Consider the following 20,185-nt stretch of genomic DNA (forward strand, 5'->3'; position numbering starts at 1 on the left):
AATAAATACGCAATTGAAAAGGAGAGTAATAATGAAAAATAAGTATATGCCCACGGCAATTGGTTTGTATATTAATTACTTTGTTCATGGAATGGGAGTTATTATTTTAGCTCAAAATATGGATGCGTTAGGGAAACAATGGGGAACGGACAGTGCAGGTGTTGCCATTGTTATTTCATCTTTAGGAATTGGACGTTTGATTGTTTTAATGGCTTCAGGAGCATTATCAGACAAATTTGGTCGACGACCGTTTGTTTATCTAGGTATGTTCACCTATGCGTTGTTTTTTGCGGGAATTTTGTTTAGTCCCAGTATTGCTGTTGCCTACATTTTTGGTATTTTAGCAGGAATTGCAAACTCATTTTTAGATTCGGGAACTTATCCAGCCTTGATGGAATCTTTCCCAGAATCACCAGGAACAGCCAATATTATTATTAAGGCCTTTATTTCTGCCGGTCAATTTGCTTTGCCATTAATGGTTGGATTGATTGTGTCGACAAATATGTGGTACGGATGGACCTTTATTTTAGCTATTATAATTTTTGTTGTAAATGGTATCTATCTATTTAACAAGCCTTTTCCAGATAAAGAGGCGAGTATCTCAGATAAACCAGAAGAATCAGCCAATCTAGCTCAACCAGTTCGTAAAGTAAAATTTGCTGTTGAAGGCGTGTGTTTTATTTTATATGGGTATATCGCTCAAGCAACTTTTTATTTAGTTAGCCAATGGTTGACTAAGTATGGAAATGAGATTGCAGGTATGGGAGATGCGGCGTCTAGAGCACTAATTAGTTACTATAGTATTGGTTCTTTAGTTTGTGTATTCTTTACCTCAGCGTTAGTTAAAAAGAAATACAAACCTGTTCAATTTTTAGTTATTTATACCTTTATTTCCTTTGTAGCATTACTAATTCTTTGGTTATTCCCAACACCTTTAGTCTGTATTATTGCCGCATTTGTGATTGGTTTTTCAGCAGCAGGAGGAGTGTTACAGTTAGGCTTAACAGTCATGGCCGAAATGTTCCCGGCTGGAAAAGGAAAAGTTACGGGAATATTTTATACAGCTGGAAGTATTGCGTCATTTACGATTCCATTAATTACAGGACAATTATCAAAAACAAATATTGCGAACATTATTCTTTTTGATGTTGGAATTGCTTTTATTGGATTTTTACTAGCACTAGTGATTTACGTAAGATATAATAAAGTATTCACAAAATCAAATGAACTAAATTAAATAGATAAGTATGAGACTATGGGGGCGATATAATGAAGACCGTGACTGTTAAAGATGTCATTTTAGGCGAGGGTGCACCTAAAATATGTGTACCAATGGTTGGCAAGACGCTGACCGAATTAAAAGAAGAAGCAACGGAGTTAGTTGGACTTGATTTAGATATTGTTGAGTGGCGTGTCGATTTTTTTAACGATGTTGAAGAGATAGAAAAAGTAATCGAAGCAGCAACAGAAATCCGAACTATTTTAAAGCAAAAACCGATTTTATTTACCTTCCGTACTTTAAAAGAAGGTGGCGAACGTGAAATTTCGGAAACTTATTATTTTGAGTTAAATCAAAAAATGATGGCTAGTGGATTAGTTGACTTAACCGATATTGAATTATTTATGGGAGATACAGCTATTTTAGCCGCAGTAGATTGGGCGCACCAACATGATGTAAAAGTGGTGATGTGTAACCATGATTTTGATAAAACACCAGATAAAGAAGAAATTATTTCACGCTTGAAGAAAATGCAAACGTTGAATGCAGATATTTGTAAAATTGCTGTTATGCCTAACTCATCTCAAGATGTGGTGGTTTTGTTAGATGCTACAGCAACCATGCAAGCTGAATTTGCGGATCGCCCAATTGTGACGATGTCGATGGGTGGTTTAGGTGTTGTTAGTCGTTTAGCAGGTGAAACTTTCGGTTCAGCGATGACTTTTGGAGCAGCTAAAAAAGCTTCAGCACCAGGGCAAGTTCCGATAGCAGAATTACGTTCAGTATTAGATTTATTGCATAAAAGTAAATAATCCGTTTTATTCGTAGGTTTAATGAAACTAAAGTTACCAGAGAGGATGAAGAAAAATGTCTGAAAATTCCTATTTTTCAACAGTGATGGCACTGTATATTAATTATATACTACAAGGAATGGCGGCGATCATATTGGCCCAAAATATGGTGCCATTAATGGGGCAATTAAATACAAATGCAGCGGGCATTTCAATCGTCATCTCTGGTATTGGCTTTGGTCGAATTCTAATTTTATATTTTGCCGGTCGAATGTCTGATCGTTATGGACGAAAAAAGATTGTTTGGTTAGGTATGTTTAGCTATGTTATTTTTTTTGGTGGAATTCTAATTAGCCAAAATATGTGGATGGCAACCTTTTTCACACTGTTTGCTGGTTTTGCCAATGCTCTTTTGGATACCGGTACATACCCAGCTTTAATGGAAGCATATCCTGAAGCAAATGGTTTTATGAGTGTCTTAAATAAGGCTTTTATTTCATTAGGTCAATTAATTTTACCGATAGTCGTTGGTTTTTTGATCGCAAATAATCTTTATTTTGGGTATAGCTTTATCCTCTGTTTAGTTGCACTTTTTGCGAATATCTTTTTTATGCAAAAAAGGCGGTTTCCAAAACTATCCCAGACTAGTTTAGCAGTTGAAAAAGAACAAAAAGCTACTAAATTTAACCAAAAACCAGTCTTTTTAGTTGAAGGATTAGCCCTAACTATATTTGGATTTACTTCAGTTTCTACATTTAATATTATTGTATTGTGGCTGCCACGTTACGCAGAAGAGTTAGCCGGAATGGCAAAATCTAGCTCACTAATGTTGGTGAGTTTATACAGTGTAGGATCCATGATTTCTGTTTTTATTACGGCATTTTTGATTAAAAAATGGATGCAACCTATTACGATGATTCTGAGTTGTTCTATTGCTTCTTTAATCGTTTTAATCCTAGTAATCCTTTTTCCAACACCATTAGGTTGTAGTATCGCAGCTTTTGGTATTGGTATCTTTTCATCAGGTGGTATTTGGCAGCTTGCCTTGGCGATTCTGTTGGAGTTTTTCCCAGAAAATAAAGGCAGAATGACTAGCTATTATACGTTAATGACCTCATTTTCAGTGATGTTGATTCCGTTAATTACAGGGAATTTAAGTGAAAGAAATATTCTTTATGTCTTCATTTTTAACTGTGGTATTACTTTAGCAAGTGTGATTGTTGCAGTACTAGTTGCTATTCGATACCGCAAGTTAACCAATCTAAAAAAAGCAGTAGAAGTTCCATCAGTTTTTCAAGAAATTTAAGAAAAGAAGCTCGCTAAAATCATTATTGGTTTTAGCGAGTTTCTTTTTTAGCAACAAAAAAAGCCACTGCGTAAACAGTGGCTAAAAGGAGTTGGTCACGTTACTTAAAACGTGAAGTCAAAATAGACTAAGCTATTTTGATTGGTTAACCGTTAAACTTTGGAGGAGATTGACGGTTAATGAAAAATGAAAAAGTTGGTTGTTGTTGGTATATGTATACTATACTCAATAAATATGAAGAAAGTGTGATGAAAAAGTAGCGAAATTCTTAAGAATACATCTCAATAAAAAAAGCTACCTCAAAAGAGGTAGCTAGGGGGAGTGACTCTTTTCAATAGGGGGAGAAAAGAGTATAAAAATAAAAAAGATTTAGTTTGGACTACTTATGTAGTATAGCGTCTTTTACTGATAAGAGAATGATAACAGCATAATCTTTTTCACTAAATTTGGTGATAATTTAATGATAAGTGAGCTTCTTTACTTTAACATTATTCTAATGTAGGAGTATAATGATTGTCTTATCAACCTTTAAATGCTTAAAAATAACTATTTAATCAAGCAGCATTTAGACTACATCTTTTAGGAGAGAATATGGTATGATTAAGAAAATGCTTTCAATAAGGAGATGAAAATTAATGAATATCGCATTAATTGCCCACGATCGAAAAAAAGAATTAATGATTGAGCTTGCAATTGCTTATCGTGAAATATTAAAAGAGCATACTTTATATGCCACAGGAACAACCGGTAAACGTGTGATAGAAGCAACGGGTTTACCTGTGCATCGGTTTAAATCTGGTCCATTAGGTGGTGATCAGCAAATTGGTGCACTTATTTCTGAAGATAAGATGGATATGGTTATATTTTTAAGAGATCCATTAGCAGCGCAGCCCCATGAGCCTGATGTTACAGCACTAATTCGTTTAAGTGATGTTTATGAGATTCCATTGGCAACGAATATTGGAACTGCTGAAATATTGCTAAGAGGGCTAAAATCCGGTTTTGCCGACTGGCGTAATCTGAAAAATAAGAGTGAAGGTGAAATTTTAGATATCTAATATATAGAGAAAGTCATTAGAAAAAAATTCTAAAAATAAAAAAATAATAGCTAATAAAGCGCAAACGAAGCAAAGAGCCTAATTTCTTTGCTTCATTTTTGTGTTTATTTGATGATGACTTTAGAACATTTTTTTATGAATTTATTTCTGATTGACGTAGTAAATTTCGATAAACAGTATCAATTTTTTTGAATTCAGAGGGGTGTGGAGCAAGTGGGAGTACGATAGTGACGGTATCTTTTATATAAACATTAAACAAATCGGTTAGAAGAATATCATAATTTTTTGCTTGTTTTTTTAGTTCGTTAACGGTTAGTGCATTTATAATAGTGAAATTTAATCTATCTTGAAATAAATGAGAAAGTTGATCATAAAGCATTTTTGTATGTTCAATATCAGAAGAAAAGAAGACTCCAACGGAGAAAACCTTAATACTCTTTTCAATTTCATTGGCTAAATCAGGCCAGTGAGTGATTAACATATAGAAAAAAGAATTTATCGCATCCTGCGACCAATTTTTTTTCTTAATATAGGGATCTAAGTTAATTTCATTTTGAATAAATTGATAAAAGTCAGAGTAATCGTGTGTAACAGATTCAAGAAATGATTGGTATTTATCGTATAGAATATAAGTTTTTCCATAATAAAGAGAGTCAAGATTATAAAGGTTTAAAACAAGTTCATCTTGATTTGTTAAATTAATAGCTAATTTTTTTGAAATATTTTCTAAAAATAAATAAAGAGCTGCAACAAATTCAGCTGTTTCAGAATCTTTTTTTGAAAGTCTAGTTAGACTATCTGTATCATAGCAGTAGTTATTATTGAAGAAAAAATAAAATAATTGATAAACAGTTTCTGTTGTTAAAGGAATAGAGAAAGTTGCTTTGAATAAACGTTGTACTAAGACGTTATTAAGCATATGTGGTGGAATCTTATTTAATTCTTTTTTTGAATAAACCTTTTTATGGCCTGTTTTAATACGAGTGAGAATAACTATAGTCCCAATTCTAAGTTTTTCCATGTCAGGATAGTTAGGCTCTGCTTCTTGGATTTTCATGGCTAGTAAAAACAATTGATCTAAGACTTTTAGCTGCATCTTTGGGAAAATGGCTGCTGAATTTTTATATTTTTCTTGGAAATAATGAATCATAAAATTACAGATTTGTGATTCATTTCCAACTAAATCTAGTTTTTGTGAATCAATTTTAAAGTTTAGCGATAGCAAATTTTTGTTAAGCGTAGTAATGGTTCTTCTTAAGGTTGATTTACTTATAAATAAAGACTCGGATAAGGAATCTAAGGTTCTTGATTTATGAAAAAAAATAGATTCAATGATGAGAAATTCTGTACTTGAAAAAAGAAATAACGAGTAAATAGATTCAATTGACATTTGAGGGCTAAATTGTAACATTAGCCCAAGTTTAGGTGAAACTTTAATTTTGCTAGGAGCAATCAGGATATTGATTTTTTCGATATCTTGACGCAGTGTTTTTTCAGAAGTTCCAATAGATAAGCTAAGTTTGTTTAAAGTTGATGAGTGAGTTGCATATAAGAATTCAATTATTTCTAATTGTCTTAAATCTGATGTTGATAGTAGTTCACGCACATAATTCCTCCTTTAATTAATGCTCTATTTTAATTGTTAAAGTATTTTAGTAATAAAGCCAAGCTGGTTTATTACTGGGAAAATGAACGTATTAAGCTTCAAATTATGAGTGTATTAATGAATAGAATAGTGTTAGTAATCTATATTAATAAGGTGTTACTTAATAAATAGATAACAATAATCAAAATAGAGAGTTCTTGTTAAATAATCCCAAATTTTACATAGAATAGTTTCAATAAATTAAATAGAATTTCACTGATTTTCACTTGTGTTGAAAGTAATTCGGCTATTAGTGTACACCAATAATTATGTTCTTAAACATTAGTATATCCTAAATTTTTTTAATGTCCAACTAATAAGTCTGACTCATTTATTCCCGGGTATAGGAACAAAAATGGACATATAAATAATTAAATTAAGAGTATGATTAAGTCATGTTAGTAGTAATTAAATCTTGTTGGAATAAATAACCAATAGATAAATTAAATGAGTTAACTTAATGGTGATAGTTTTTCAAATGTTTCTTTTTTCTTATCCAGTAACTGAAAATCAGATCAAGAAATAGGTGTTATTATGATTAAGTTAACTCAAATAAAAAAAGGAATGAGATTGAAACATGTTAAGTTTTATAGATCGTGATTATAGTAGGCAAATACAAGTTTTGTATTTTATTAAAAATTCCTTTAGTCCAGTTACTACGGATGAGATTGCTGATCATATAGGTAGTAGCACGAAAACTGTTTTAGCTATACTACCTGTTATTAAGAATGATATATCTATGCTTAATTTTAATTTAAAAAAAACGAAGGATCGTAAATATTATTTGAAGTCAGAAATAAAGGATAGACAAATTTGTTTAGATGAGTACATTTTATTTTGTGGAAAAAGATCTTTAGTATTTTCTATTATAGAAGAGTTATTTCATAAAGAAAAAATAAATACAGTTGAATTTTGTAATAAAAGGTATATCAGTCAAGCAACTTTTTCAAGAGGAAAAAAGAAAATAATTGAATTATTAGCAATCTGTGATTTGAAGTTACCAACTTATTTAAATGGTGGAATTATTGGAAATGAAAATAAGATTCGTATCTTTTATTTAAATTTTTTTTTCAGTTTTTATGGTTCGGTGGAGTGGCCATTTGAGGAAAATATAAAAAATAATTTTGAACGTTTCTTTGAATTAAAATTAGGGGAACTTTTCACCTCAATTAACCCTAAAGAAAAAAATAAGTTTTATTACCTCATCTATATAATAAAAAAAAGAGTAATCAAAGGTGAGCTTATTCACGAAAAAATGATTTCCTTTGAAGAAGTAGAAAATTATGAGAAGTACTACAATTTCATGAGAGAATATTTGGGTATTTATAAGATAACTGACGCAGCAATAATCAAAAATGAGACTAATTTTTTTATTTGTGCAATTTATACCCAAGAAATTGTTGAGTTTAATTTATCAAGTTCATTTTCAAAAAATAAATTTGAAAAGGTGATTGTCAATTTATGGCTTGATGAATTGAAAAAGCAATTCAATCAACTCATAACGAATGAGGAAGAAAAATTTTGGGAAAATAGATTAGATCTGTTGCATATAAGCTATAAATATCTCTATTACCCTAAAAAATTATTTTCTAAGTATGAATTATTTGAAAACAACATTGAGAAATATAATCCTGAATTATTAAAGAAAACGCATGAATTTTTTTTTGAATTAATGAAAAATAAACATTACAAAGAATATAGGCAAACTCAATTAGCGCATATTTCGCAAAGTTCTATAATTGAAGAGTATTATCATTACTTATATTGTTTTTTTTATAGTTTGAAAAAAATAACTAAAATTCCAATATTTATTTCGGATTCAGTAGGAAAAATAACTAAAATAATTATAGAAAAACAGTTGAAAATTATATTTGGAGATAATATTGTAATGCGAAATAAAATAGACAACCAAGTAGAATTAATCGTAACATCTGAAGCATATCATAAAAATGGAATTGATGTGTTTATTATTTATTCTTATCAGGATGAGAAAGTTTTTTATAAAATTACCAACAGAATTCAAGAAAAAATTTATAAACAATTGTAAAAAAGGAGGATTCAATTATGCGAATAGAAGAACATTGGAACGATGGGTTTTTATATTATATAGAATTTTTAGTCAAACAAGACAATTTGCTTAAGGTAATTAGAAAGCATATTGTTGTGTATGAAGAAATGGAAAATTGTGAAATTATAAAGATTGTTGAAAAGAGATTCAAAGATGTCATCCATGTAAAATTTGTTGAATTTTATGAAGATGTTTTATTAATTAAAAATTAAAATATATGAGGTGATGAGGATACCCATTTCTATATTTAATTAAAATTTGAATCCATAGAGAAGTAATTGATGGGAAAATCGAATATCTTATAATAGCCATTCTTCCAAATGAAGTTAAAAATAGGGTTTTTAGGTGGATGTGCTGTATTTCCAACTTTGTGTACTTTGAAAGAGGCTATGAAGTAGTTATTATTCTAGAAGCTTCTGCACTCGTATAATAAATTTACGAGTGCAGAAAAATTAGTCGGAAATATGGATTATTATCAAAAAAATAAGAATAGATTTAGAAAATATATCAGAGTATTAAAAAGTGAATGACTATGATTTATTTTTATTGAAGCAATACACAGCGTACTACTATACGGAGTGAGAATATAGTCATTATATAAATTGTTTACTTTTACAGTTAAGCAAATGATTCAGCTGTTTTTATGATAGAACATTTATTTTACAGTAAATCAAATCTCATTAGGTTACATTTAAAGCCTGATTACATATGTATTTATATCGTTTTTGTATTTCGTCGTTATTAATTTAGAAATGAGGGTGCACAATATTTAACTTAACAATTCATCTTATTGAAGACAGTATCAGCTATCAAAGAACTATTAGTACCATCTTATCCCAAGAAATCGAGCAAGCTTCTGTTTTTTTTAAATCTTCTATTATTCAAATCACAAATGTACTCAAGTTCTACAAAAATTTAGAAAATGAAAAATTTTCCACAAGTGATATTTTTATCATTGATATTGACTTGAACACCTACTTTGATGGTGTGATTTTGGGGAAGAAAATTAGAGAAAAAAGTAGTGAATGCAAGATTATTTACTTAACCTCGTATGAGAATAAAGGGATTGAGATTATTAATGCCAATATTTTTCCTGAAGGCTATATTCTTAAATCTGCTAATATTGAAGATGTGATTTTTCAAATAATGAGCTTTCTCAAAAAAATAAATGCTGACTATACAGCAACAGATAATCAATTGCTTGTTAGTAATGGAAGTCAAAAATTTTTAATTCCTTATAAAGAAATCCTCTATATTTTTATTATGCCAGGAATGCGCAATAGTCTGTTGCTTCAAAGTACGACACAACAAATCGTATTTAATGGAAAGCTATCAAAAATAAAAGAGCAAATATCCTCACCACCCTTTTTGTTGAACTTGAAATCATACATTATCAACATTAACTTGATTGAAAGTTTTAACAAATCTGATGGCACAATCGTCTTTAAAGGAAATACTGAGCTTTATATCGGAAAACATGGAATACGAAAAATCGAAGATTTTCAGAAAGGAAAATAAACAATGACTAATTACTTTATGATTATAATTGAAATGTTTTTAATTGCGGCTCTAATAGGAAGAAATCATTTTTTTACCAACAAACAATTAGGAATATTAGGAACATTAACTGGGGTGTTTATTATCGCAACCTTTCAGACAGAATATTTTACTACATTTACAGTTAATTTTATGGACTTACTTTTTTTTCTGTGTATTAATATTATGGAAATTTTCTTCATTTATCGAAAGAAAAACAGTTTACTTTTAGCCTCGATATTTATTGTTCTGCAGAATAGCATACTTATATTTATTTGGACTGTAACTTATGACATTCCATTAATCAATGAAACACGAAGACTAATTTTCATTGATTTTATGTTCATTCAAATTGTATTTTTGCTATTCATATTGTTTATTTTACATTTGCTTAATAAGCGATTTTCTTTTCTAGAGGCTTTTTTGGCAATTAACAAAAAATACAATTTCTACTCATTGGTTATGCTTGTAGTACATGTCGTCACTATTTTCGTACGCCAGTATTTATTATTTAACAATAAATTAGTTGATTATTTGTATTGGACTGTTTTTTTACTACTGTTTACGTTTATATGTATATTGGTTGCCTATTATATCAATACAAATTACAAAAATTCACTAACAATCAAAACACTCTCGGAGTTTTCTCAAATTCTAGAAAATAAAAACTTGCTTTCACAAGAATTCAAGCATGATTACAAAAATATACTTTGTGGCATCAAAGAATATTTAACAAATGGTGATATAGAGGGTGCTACAACCTATTTAAATTCTGTGATTTCTTATTCTTCAAAACTATTGACTCCGGATTACTATTTTTTAATCAAAGAAGTTCCGATTCCAGCTGTCCAAGGTGTGTTGATCTCAATGATAAAGCATTGTGAAGAGCACGGATTAGATGTCATTTTAACTGTCCAATCCTTTCCCAAAGAATTAAGTATGAATTTAATTGATTTTATTCGGTGTTTCTCAATTTTAATCAATAATGCCCTCGAACACTCGACACAAAAAATATATGTTAGCTTCATTGGTAAACATAATCAACTAGAGGTAACTGTGAAAAATACTTATAAAGAACAAATTAATCTTTCGACTATTTTTCGTAAAAATTACTCTACTAAAAAGGATCATCCTGGTATCGGGCTTTCTATTTTTCAAAAAATTATTTCTTCCTATAATAATACACATTATAAGGTAGATACAACGAAGGAATGGATCACATTTTCATTTTATATTGAGTGATACCTCTTTTTATTTATGCTAATTTAATAGGGCAACTATTAATTCATAATGGATAAAGAGAATACTACACTTAGTGTGGACTTCTAAAGTGATAAAATCATGGCTAAATACATAATTACTCGCCATTTAGAGATTTGTTCCAAGAATCTGTTAGCCCATTAAGAAGTTACCGTCAAACGATACTCAAATGAAATAAAAAGTGATTCAGAATAGCTATATTACCTGTTCCACAAAGTAGCAACTGAAGAAAGACAATAAACTATTAATTATTATTTACCCATTTAAAAAAAGCACAAGTACATTATTTGGTATTGAAAAAATTCATAATTTATACTGTGCTCTATACAATATTACCAACAAATACTTAAATACCTTGTTTAAAAAATAGAACAACAGATATAACTCGCCATAAATCAACCAGTAAATTTTTAAAAATAGCATTTTGAAGGACCCTAATTATTCAAAACTCATCCTAGTAAAACCGTGAATGAAGCGAAAATCCAATTGAAAAAATATAATGAAATTCACCAATTAAAAAGGAAAAAGTAAATGATAAAAAATTATACAAAAAATCTTCGATTTTTATTGAATCTGAGTTATCAAAACAAAAAACTAAAATCTGCCTAATTTAGCCCAACTTCTTTGAGGGAAAGCTTTTTTTGAAAAAACTAGTAGTATAAAAGATTAAAAAGAATAAATATGTTCACAAAATGAATGTAAAGCGTTTTCAAATCCAAGGAAAACAAACGAATTATGTATAGAATATAAAGTGTACCAAACAAACTAAAGTAAAAAAGGGGGAATAAAAATGAGAAAATTGATTATATCATTACTTGTACTAACTATTGGTATTGTTTCGCTTAACGTGAGCAGCATTGAAGGGTTGGCAAGAACTACTGAGGAATCTAGTAAAGTAAAGAAAAATTCTTTCAAAGAAAGACAGCAAGATGCAATACAAATGAATACTTTTTTAGCAAATAAAAAATTAATTTCTTTAAAGGAATTTAATCGAAATATTTTTGCTATTGTAACAATGACGACTGAAAATCAATTGCAAGAATTTAATGACTATGCTTATTATCTAATTATGACCCATCCTTGGTAGTTAGGATGTTTGCTCTGAGGATAATTAGGTCGGTATAAGTTTTATGTTCTTTCTTCCAACTATACGCGGCCATTGCTATTATATCTAGAATAAAAAAAGAAAAATATTCGCTAAAAGTGTATTATGTGCTTTCAGCTCTCCAACAAGTTATTTTTTCTATATTATATAGTGATGAATTTCTGCATTTGATTAGGTCAAGACATAAAATAGTACGTGGGGTCCGGGTTAATATATCGAGTATCAAAAAAATTAGAAGTTCATTATGGTAATAAATAAAAAAAGAAGGACCATGCATTTGTAAATTATTAATGAATTCGACGGTATCAGGTTTCAATTTAAGGAGGTGGTTTTACGTAAAACTAATTGATTAATGCTATTAAAAAAATATTAGAAGATGGAGAGACATAAAATTGAAAAAAAAGACAAGAAAAAAAGGTTTAACGATTAAAATGATTTCAACTTCTGCAACGGTGTTACTGCTTTGTTCATCTATTTTAGGACCGATCAGTGTTTTGGCAGAAAATACGGAAGCAAATCAAACAGGTCAAAATGAGGACATTCAAGAAAGTCAAGTAGAAGCTAATAGATTAGATATGCCACAGCTAGATACAAAAGCAACTAAGGCAGGTGAAAAGCCATATATGGGGCAACATTCATTTAGTTACAATAACAGTGATAGCATTGCAAGTCTTCAAAATACTGCTGTTACTAAAGGGATATATTTAACCTATAATGGTAAGAGCTATCCTTTTACAACAAGTTTAGGATCAACTTTTATAACTTGGTCAAAAGGTGGTTTTATTAATGTAAACTACAGCTATACTTTCGAAGGGCAAACCTACTCTGGATATAGAGGTATTAGTTTTGATAACACTGATTATAAACCTAATCCAAAACCTGATCCAGAAGAAGAGTTTCAGATAAAAATATCTAGTAACCAAAAAACCATTGAATATGGAACTAAATTTGACCCAGTAAAAGAATTTGGTGGTTATGTCCACAAAGGAGATTATGTTTATGGATCTATTAGAACATACGAAGGAAGTTATAAAGATGGAGTGAAATCTGGGACATATTATGGTGTTTTAAGATATAAAAATGCTCCTTCCACAGGAGTAATTTTTAATCTTACTGCTCCGGTGACGGTTACTGTTGTTAGGACACAATTAGATAAAGCAACGCAAAATGTCAATAATTTGTTTAAAGATAACTCACATTCAGAAATAAATGAACAAGTGGATCAAAATAGTATTGATTCCGTTTTAGATCAAGTAATTGCATTACCTGATACACCTGAAAAAAATGCTTTATTAGTGCTCTTAGAAAAGGTACAAAATTTATTAAATAATCAGTCAATTGTAGAACAGGCTGAAACAAATGTTGATAATTTATTCAGTGATGATATGCACACAACATTAGCAGAAGGTGTGACACAAGCTGATATTAATGCAGCTAAAGACGTTGTTAACCAAGTGATAGATACGGCTAAAAAAGAAGAATTGTTAAATGAAATTCAAAAAGCACAAGAATTGTTAGACAGTCAAAACCAAGCAGCATTGGATAAAGCCAAAGCAACAGTGGATGCATTGTTTGAAGATGATACCCATACAAAACTAGGTGAAAACGTCACGCAAGAGATGATTGATCAAGCCTCTGCTTTGGTAAATGCTTTACCAGAGAGCGAAGGAAAAACTCAATGGTTAGCAGATATTGCTACTGCACAAAAATTATTGGATGAAAAATTACAAGAAGAAGCAGCAGCCCTTGAAAAAGCAAAAGTTACAACAAATGCTTTATTTGGGGATGATACGCATACAACATTAGCGGAGGGTGTCACTCAAGAGACCATTGATAATGCGAAAAATATGATTGATGCGTTAGGTGAAAGTGATGATAAGGCACAATTACTAAACGATGTACAAAAAGCACAAGAATTACTAGATAGTCAAAATCAAGCAGCATTAGATAAAGCAAAGGTAGCAGTAGATGCTTTGTTTGCAGATGCTAGTCATACAAAACTAGGTGAAAACGTCACACAAGAGATGATTGACCAAGCCTCTGCTTTAGTAAATGCTTTACCAGAGAGCGAGCAAAAAACTCAATGGTTAGCAGATATTGCTACTGCACAAAAATTGTTGGATGAAAAATTACAAGAAGAAGAAGCAGCTATTGAAAAGGCAAAAAATGCAGTGGATGCACTCTTTAAAGACAAAGATCATACTATTTTAGAAGACGGTATTGCTCAAAAAAATATTGATAATGCAGCAAATTTAGTAAATAAGTTAGCTGAAGGTGAATTGAAAGAACAATTGCTAAAAGACCTTGCCCTTGCTGATAAATTATTGAATGGTGAAACAGTAATTACTACCAACAGCTTTGTTATTGGCAAAAGTAAGTACGTTGAAGGAACGATTTCTGGTAATAAGATTACTAAAATTGCATTAGAAATTAATGGCGTATTGAAGAAACAGATTTTGGCTAGCAAAGGAAACTACAAATATTGGGCATTAGATCAAATCATTGATGCTAAAGATAAAGTATTTGTTGTCGGCTATGATAGCAAAGGCGTACAAATAAGTAAAGAACAAGTTGAAGTAGTTGCAGCAAGTGAAGAGATTGGTTTGGATACAAACCTCTTTACTATTGGAAAAGACAATTATGTCTATGGAAGTTACACAGGAGATGTTACGAAAGTTGCTTTGCGTATTGATGGAAAATTAACTCAGAAAATTTCAGTTAAAAATGGTGAAATTAAATATTATGCAAAAGACAAAGTCACTAATGCAAACTTAAACGTAGAGTTAGTTGCTTTTAACGCCGCAGATCAAATCGTTTCTTTCAAAACAGTTAAAGTGACAGACACTTTAGCAACAATGAGTCTTAACAACTACCGTATAGGCGAAGGATATGTCACCGGTACGTACACAGGTGATGCAAAATTCATGACATTAATCATCAATGGAGTTGCTAAACAAACGATTGGAATTTCTAATGGACAGATTAAATATTATGCTAAAGATAAGATTCTTTCAGCTGCGGATAAAGTAGAAGTTGCTTTATTAGATGGCAATAAGACTGAAGTTCAAAGAGCTTCATTGTTAATTGCAACAACATTGGGTAGCTTACAATTAAACGACTACAAACTCAATACAGCCTATCTTGAAGGTTCTTATACCGGGGATGTTGTCAGAATCCGTGTTAGTGTCAATGGGGAGACAAAACAAACTATTCCTGTTTCACAAGAACTATTTAAATACTATGCACGTAATATTATTCATTCAAACACAGACAATGTGGTTGTTGAAGCTTTAGACAGTGCTAATAATGTACTAGATACTAAAGTAGTTACTATTACAAAATAACGTCTTGTTGAGCTTTTTAAGCAAAACTGGAGACAAACCTAGTCTGAAAGATTAGGTTTGTCTTTTTAATAGATATAAACCTAATATTACTCGATGGTAGAGTGATATTTTGAAATTTGAAGACAAAAGCAAGATTTCTTTAGCACTGATTAAATTGCTCAAATTTTTTAAGCTCTTTCAAGATTTATGTTATTTCAATGAGTATGAGCTTCCTGATTAAACTATTAAGGAATCCAGCAAGATATTGTCGCAAGAATAATAAAATAAAAGGGTTGCTCAAAATCTGTTGTATAAAAATAGGAATAGGGTTACTGAAGTGAATAAATAGGTTAGTTTTTCAGAGAGCCCGTAACTATTTCCTTAGTCTTGTTCATAAGAGCTAATTTGAAATGTGTTCTTTTTTCAATTAAATGCGTCAGTTACTATTATATTTAGAATAGAAAAAGCAAAAATATTCGTTAAAAGTGTATTATGCGCTTTCAGTTCGCCAATAAGTTGTTTCTTTTTCTATATTATATAGATATGGAAAAGAGACAGGAAGGTAAGGAATATCAGAGAATAAAATAATATTATATATATTTATCTTTTGGAGTTTTGTAAAGAGTAAACCAATAAATAAGAAAACGAGGAGTTTCTATGAGAAAAATGAGTCTATCTGCGATTATTGCACTATTACTATTAGGTGGTTGTGGAGCATTGCCAACTGAAACAAAAAATAATTCAGAAAATCAATCCAAAACAAACCAAGAATTTAAAACAAAATTGATCCAGAATATTAAAATGAAGCTGACAAAGATTGAGGCGAATCAATCAGGTATGGATGAGCAGAAAAAAATTGTTGCCATTTCAATGGATTTAACAAATGAAGATGCCCAGGCAGTCGGTATTGGTGGTGGCGATTTTAAACTTAAGACAAAAAATAAAAACTATGATGTAATTAGTGATGCGAATAATATAGGTCAAGAAATTGAAGTTGGCAAAGGAACCACAGGAATGCTTTATTTTGAAGTCCCAGAAGAAGAAAAAAATGCGGAATTAATTTATACACCTGGCAACGAAGTACTTGCTAAGTGGAAAATAGAGCTTCCTAAATCAAAATAATCGTAAAAAAATAATGAAGTAAAGGTGATTAAAAAAGATGAAAATTGTAACTATGGGTTTAGGATATATTGGATTACCTACATCTGTTATGTTTGCCAATCATGGGCAAGAAGTTATCGGAGTAGATATTAATAAGAATGCAGTAGAGATGTTAAAGGACGGGAAAATACACATTGAAGAGCCTGGCTTGCAAGAGGCATTGGAAAATGCACTGGCTAGTGGAAACTTTAAGCCAAAACTAACTCCTGAAACTGCAGATGTATTTATTCTTGCCGTTCCAACGCCAAACAATGAAGACACCTATAAATCATGTGATCTAACGTATTTATTAAATGCTTTGAAAACGATACTACCCTATGTGAAAAAAGGCAACACAGTAATTGTTGAATCAACAATTGCTCCCAGATCAACAGAAGATTATGTAGTACCTTTGATTGAAGCACAAGGCTTTACTGTAGGCGAAGATATTTTTGTCGTCCATTGTCCTGAGCGTGTCTTACCCGGGAAAGTTTTGGAAGAGTTAGTATACAACAATCGTATTATAGGTGGTGTGACTGAGAAATGCACATTAGCAGGTAAGAAAGTATATGAAATTTTTGTGCAAGGTGATCTTATTTTAACTGAAGCAAAAACTGCCGAGTTATCGAAACTAATGGAGAATACGTATCGAGACGTGAATATTGCTTTAGCTAATGAATTGGTTAAAATTTCATCGGATCTTTCAATTAATGCATTAGATGTCATTGAAATGGCAAACAAACATCCACGAGTGAATTTACATCAACCAGGACCAGGGGTAGGAGGACATTGTTTAGCTGTCGATCCCTATTTTATTACAGCTGCGTCACCAAAGTATTCTCCGCTGATTCAGTTAGCGAGACAAATTAATACCTCAATGCCAGATTATGTAATCGATACATCATTAGCTATTATGGAAAAAGTTAAGGGAACGAAAATTGCTGTATTAGGACTTACCTATAAAGGTGATATTGATGATATTCGAGAAAGTCCCGCAATGGAAATTTATAGTCGCTTGAAAAAAGAAACAAATTTTGAAGTGTCAGCATTTGATCCTCACGTTGAAAAAGAATTTGTTGAAAAAGACATAGATAAAGCTCTTGAAGGAGCCGACTTGGTTCTTATTTTATCGGATCATAGTGAATTTAAGCAATTGAAGAAGATTGATTTCCAATTGATGAACAATATGAATATCTTAGATACAAAAAATATTCTTTCTATTGATGCAACAGCGAAATACTATTATAATTTAGGAAATCTTTTTGAAGTAGCCTCTTAATATACAAATTGAAAAAGGAAAGGAAACTAAATTTGGTAAAGAAAACACTCTTAATAACTCAAAATTATTTTCCTGAATTAGGTAGTGCTGCGAATCGAATGAAAAATTTTTATGACACTCTTTCTGAGGAAGGAGAAGTAGATATTATTTCTACAGTTCCTATCTATCCAGATAAACGGTTATATTCAAATGATACGACTATTGAATCGGAAAATATTACTAAAATTGATGTAAAGGTAAAAAGATACGAGCAAAATTTAATTTGGAGGCTACTTCTTTATCTAGAAGTTTTATGTAAGACAGTTTTTATTATTTTGAAGAGAAAAAAAACTTATGATACTGTGATTGTTTCTTCTCCACCTATTTTCATTCTTTTAGCAGGAGTTGTTGCACAGAAAAAATGGCACTCAGAGTTAATTGTTGATGTAAGAGACTTGTGGCCCGATTCATTGTTAGGGGTAAAAAAATTTACCCATCCTCTATTTCTTACATGTGCTTACGCTATTGAAAAAAGATTATATAATATAGCTGACAAAATTATTATAAACAGTCCGGCTTTTGAAAAGAATATTATGGACAAGGCAGTCCCAAAAACCAAGCTGACATTTATTCCAAATAGTTTAACAAAGACAGAATTTTCACCGGAAAAAAAGAAAAAAAAGGTTGACAATTTTATTATTATTTACACCGGGAATATTGGTTTAGCGCAAGACTTTGAGGTACTGTTAAAGGTATCCCAAAAGTTTCAAGATATCCCTAAAGTCCAATTTTTAGTGATTGGATATGGTTTTCATATCGAAAAATTGCGCAAACAAATAGAAGAAAATAATTTATCAGATAAAGTTATTTTACTTCCGCCGGATTCTAGAATAAATGTACTAGAGAAAATTAAGCAAGCTGATTTGGCTTTTCTTAGCTTAGAACAACATGAAATTTTTGAAACCGTGCTTCCTGGTAAGCTAGTTGATTACCTAGGATGTGGAACACCGATAGTTGGTGCTATTTCAGGCTATAGCCAGTCAGTATTGGAAGAATCTCAAGCAGGAAAAGCTTTTAAGAATAAAGATATAGAAGGAATTGTTACTTACATCAAAGGTCTAATGAGGGCAGATACATTGCGAGAAGAGATGGGAAATGCTGGGTATTTATATGCCAAAGAGCATTTTAATTGGGAAGTAAACAAAAAAAAATTAAAGGAGCTCTGTAAATGAAGAAAAGACAGGTACTGATGTTTGTTTGGAACCATTTTACAAATGATGCTCGCGTGATGCGCAGTTGTACATCTTTAGCTGATAATGGGTATTTTGTTAAGCTAGTTGCTATCCAGGATAAACAAAAAAAGTTTGTGAAGCAAGAACAGGTTACTCCGGATTTTCTTCTCCTTCGAACAGCTAGTAGTATTTCGCCTTTCATTTTAATCTTAAGCATGGTTGCTTTTATTTCTCCCATTCTTTTGTATCAACAATATTATCTCCTTGTTGGTTTGTTTCTTTTTATTTCTTTTTTGTGGCATTGGAAAAAAAGAATGTTTCGTATTGTTTGGACGTTTATAGGGATGGTTAAAACTGGTTTGTTTACCAGTTGTACGATCGTACATAGCAATGACCTAAATACATTGCTTCAGGGAGTCATCATAAAAATAGTGAAAAGAGTCCCGTTAGTCTATGATTCCCATGAGATTCATAGTAGCCGAACAGGCTACAATAGCAAAATCTATGAAAAAATTGAGCGCCGTCTCATAAAATATGCGGATGTAGTGATTCATGAAAATGACACACGTGCACAATATATTCATGATTTGTATCAAATAGATGTGAAGGTGATGCACAATTACACAACGAAAAAAGACATCGTAATGATTCAACAGGATTTGAAGAAAATGTTGAATCTGCCCAAAGAAGAATTAATTCTTCTTTATCAGGGAGGAATCCAAGAAGGTAGAGGATTAGAGCAGTTAATCCTAGCAATGATAGAAGTTCAAAAGGGCGTTCTAGTGTTGATTGGAGATGGGAAAATTAAGCCAGCGTTAAAAGAAATGGTTGCAACCCATGGTCTTGGAGAGCGAGTATATTTTGTAAATAAAGTTCCGCTAAACATGTTGCATCAATATACACAGCAAGCGTTTATAGGGTTTCAAGTGTTAAATAATGTTTGCTTTAATCATTATTCGGCTGCTTCAAATAAGTTGTTTGAATACATTATGGCAGAAGTTCCAGTGATTGCTTGTGATTTTCCAGAAATGCAAAAGGTTATCAAGAAATGGCAAGTCGGAATGCTAGTCGATTCTCATTCTAGTCAGTCTATTTCCATGGCAGTTAATGAATTGATTTGCAACAGAGAAACGTACCAACAGCTAAAAGAAAATTGTCGTGTTGCAAAAGAACATTTTAATTGGGAAAACGAACAGAAAATTCTTCTTGATTTATATAAAGAGTTATTGAAATGAAAGGTGAAT

Annotated in this window: 15 protein-coding genes; 14 read left to right on the forward strand and 1 reads right to left on the reverse strand. The window is 31.1% G+C overall.

The features are described from left to right. Positions 1 to 31: 31 nt before the first annotated feature. From MHI00_RS03390 to MHI00_RS03405, 4 genes are all read left to right on the forward strand, one after another. A complete protein-coding gene (locus MHI00_RS03390) occupies positions 32 to 1,237 on the forward strand; it encodes an MFS transporter (protein ID WP_010051345.1) in 1,206 nt (401 codons plus the stop codon). Positions 1,238 to 1,269: 32 nt separating this feature from the next. Next, on the forward strand, positions 1,270 to 2,031 hold the full coding sequence (gene aroD / locus MHI00_RS03395; protein ID WP_119906859.1) for a type I 3-dehydroquinate dehydratase: 762 nt from the start codon (positions 1,270 to 1,272) through the stop codon (positions 2,029 to 2,031). A gap of 55 nt (positions 2,032 to 2,086) precedes the next feature. Beyond that, a complete protein-coding gene (locus MHI00_RS03400) occupies positions 2,087 to 3,316 on the forward strand; it encodes an MFS transporter (RefSeq protein ID WP_010051347.1) in 1,230 nt (409 codons plus the stop codon). A gap of 635 nt (positions 3,317 to 3,951) precedes the next feature. After that, entirely contained in the window at positions 3,952 to 4,374 is a 423-nt protein-coding gene (locus MHI00_RS03405) for a methylglyoxal synthase (protein WP_010051348.1), read from the forward strand. 133 nt (positions 4,375 to 4,507) lie between these two features. Here the strand turns inward: MHI00_RS03405 and MHI00_RS03410 are convergent, their stop codons facing one another. Beyond that, positions 4,508 to 5,980 (reverse strand): helix-turn-helix domain-containing protein, encoded by a 1,473-nt coding sequence (locus MHI00_RS03410; protein ID WP_341111096.1) that lies wholly within the window; start codon positions 5,978 to 5,980, stop codon positions 4,508 to 4,510. A gap of 616 nt (positions 5,981 to 6,596) precedes the next feature. Between MHI00_RS03410 and MHI00_RS03415 the strand changes: the two genes are divergently transcribed. The 10 genes from MHI00_RS03415 to MHI00_RS03460 all read left to right on the forward strand — a co-directional run bounded on the left by MHI00_RS03415 (position 6,597) and on the right by MHI00_RS03460 (position 20,176). Next, the gene (locus MHI00_RS03415) at positions 6,597 to 8,066 is read left to right on the forward strand and encodes a helix-turn-helix domain-containing protein (RefSeq protein WP_341111098.1); all 1,470 of its coding nucleotides are present in this window, start codon (positions 6,597 to 6,599) and stop codon (positions 8,064 to 8,066) included. Positions 8,067 to 8,083: 17 nt separating this feature from the next. Beyond that, positions 8,084 to 8,299 carry a hypothetical protein gene (locus MHI00_RS03420; RefSeq protein ID WP_341111100.1) on the forward strand — a complete coding sequence of 72 codons (216 nt, stop codon included), beginning with the start codon at positions 8,084 to 8,086 and terminating at the stop codon, positions 8,297 to 8,299. Positions 8,300 to 9,080: 781 nt separating this feature from the next. Beyond that, positions 9,081 to 9,605: a LytR/AlgR family response regulator transcription factor gene (locus MHI00_RS03425; RefSeq protein ID WP_341111102.1), complete on the forward strand. Its 525-nt coding sequence runs from the start codon at positions 9,081 to 9,083 to the stop codon at positions 9,603 to 9,605. A gap of 441 nt (positions 9,606 to 10,046) precedes the next feature. After that, positions 10,047 to 10,865 (forward strand): sensor histidine kinase, encoded by an 819-nt coding sequence (locus MHI00_RS03430; RefSeq protein WP_341111104.1) that lies wholly within the window; start codon positions 10,047 to 10,049, stop codon positions 10,863 to 10,865. Positions 10,866 to 11,673: 808 nt separating this feature from the next. Continuing rightward, on the forward strand, positions 11,674 to 11,970 hold the full coding sequence (locus MHI00_RS03435; protein ID WP_341111105.1) for a hypothetical protein: 297 nt from the start codon (positions 11,674 to 11,676) through the stop codon (positions 11,968 to 11,970). Between the two features lie 410 nt (positions 11,971 to 12,380). Beyond that, positions 12,381 to 15,332, forward strand: a complete 2,952-nt coding sequence (locus tag MHI00_RS03440) for a toxin Cry1Ac domain D-VI-related protein (protein ID WP_341111107.1) — start codon at positions 12,381 to 12,383, stop codon at positions 15,330 to 15,332. Between the two features lie 636 nt (positions 15,333 to 15,968). Continuing rightward, positions 15,969 to 16,433: a DUF4352 domain-containing protein gene (locus tag MHI00_RS03445; protein WP_341111109.1), complete on the forward strand. Its 465-nt coding sequence runs from the start codon at positions 15,969 to 15,971 to the stop codon at positions 16,431 to 16,433. 37 nt (positions 16,434 to 16,470) lie between these two features. Next, positions 16,471 to 17,730: a nucleotide sugar dehydrogenase gene (locus tag MHI00_RS03450; protein ID WP_341111111.1), complete on the forward strand. Its 1,260-nt coding sequence runs from the start codon at positions 16,471 to 16,473 to the stop codon at positions 17,728 to 17,730. 32 nt (positions 17,731 to 17,762) lie between these two features. Continuing rightward, on the forward strand, positions 17,763 to 18,941 hold the full coding sequence (locus tag MHI00_RS03455; RefSeq protein ID WP_341111113.1) for a glycosyltransferase family 4 protein: 1,179 nt from the start codon (positions 17,763 to 17,765) through the stop codon (positions 18,939 to 18,941). Beyond that, complete coding sequence (locus MHI00_RS03460) at positions 18,938 to 20,176, forward strand: glycosyltransferase (RefSeq protein ID WP_341111115.1); 1,239 nt, start codon at positions 18,938 to 18,940, stop codon at positions 20,174 to 20,176. Before MHI00_RS03455 ends, MHI00_RS03460 begins: the two co-directional genes overlap by 4 nt. Positions 20,177 to 20,185: the final 9 nt, after the last annotated feature.

It is taken from the genome of Carnobacterium sp. FSL E2-0243 (assembly GCF_038003605.1).
GTDB lineage: Bacteria > Bacillota > Bacilli > Lactobacillales > Carnobacteriaceae > Carnobacterium > Carnobacterium maltaromaticum.

Coding starts and splice junctions, on each gene's coding strand:
- MHI00_RS03450 (WP_341111111.1), top strand. CDS start 16,471: ATGAAAATTGTAACTATGGGTTTAGGATATATTGGATTACCTACATCT.
- MHI00_RS03415 (WP_341111098.1), top strand. CDS start 6,597: ATGTTAAGTTTTATAGATCGTGATTATAGTAGGCAAATACAAGTTTTG.
- MHI00_RS03460 (WP_341111115.1), top strand. CDS start 18,938: ATGAAGAAAAGACAGGTACTGATGTTTGTTTGGAACCATTTTACAAAT.
- MHI00_RS03435 (WP_341111105.1), top strand. CDS start 11,674: ATGAGAAAATTGATTATATCATTACTTGTACTAACTATTGGTATTGTT.
- MHI00_RS03420 (WP_341111100.1), top strand. CDS start 8,084: ATGCGAATAGAAGAACATTGGAACGATGGGTTTTTATATTATATAGAA.
- MHI00_RS03390 (WP_010051345.1), top strand. CDS start 32: ATGAAAAATAAGTATATGCCCACGGCAATTGGTTTGTATATTAATTAC.
- MHI00_RS03405 (WP_010051348.1), top strand. CDS start 3,952: ATGAATATCGCATTAATTGCCCACGATCGAAAAAAAGAATTAATGATT.
- aroD (WP_119906859.1), top strand. CDS start 1,270: ATGAAGACCGTGACTGTTAAAGATGTCATTTTAGGCGAGGGTGCACCT.
- MHI00_RS03400 (WP_010051347.1), top strand. CDS start 2,087: ATGTCTGAAAATTCCTATTTTTCAACAGTGATGGCACTGTATATTAAT.
- MHI00_RS03445 (WP_341111109.1), top strand. CDS start 15,969: ATGAGAAAAATGAGTCTATCTGCGATTATTGCACTATTACTATTAGGT.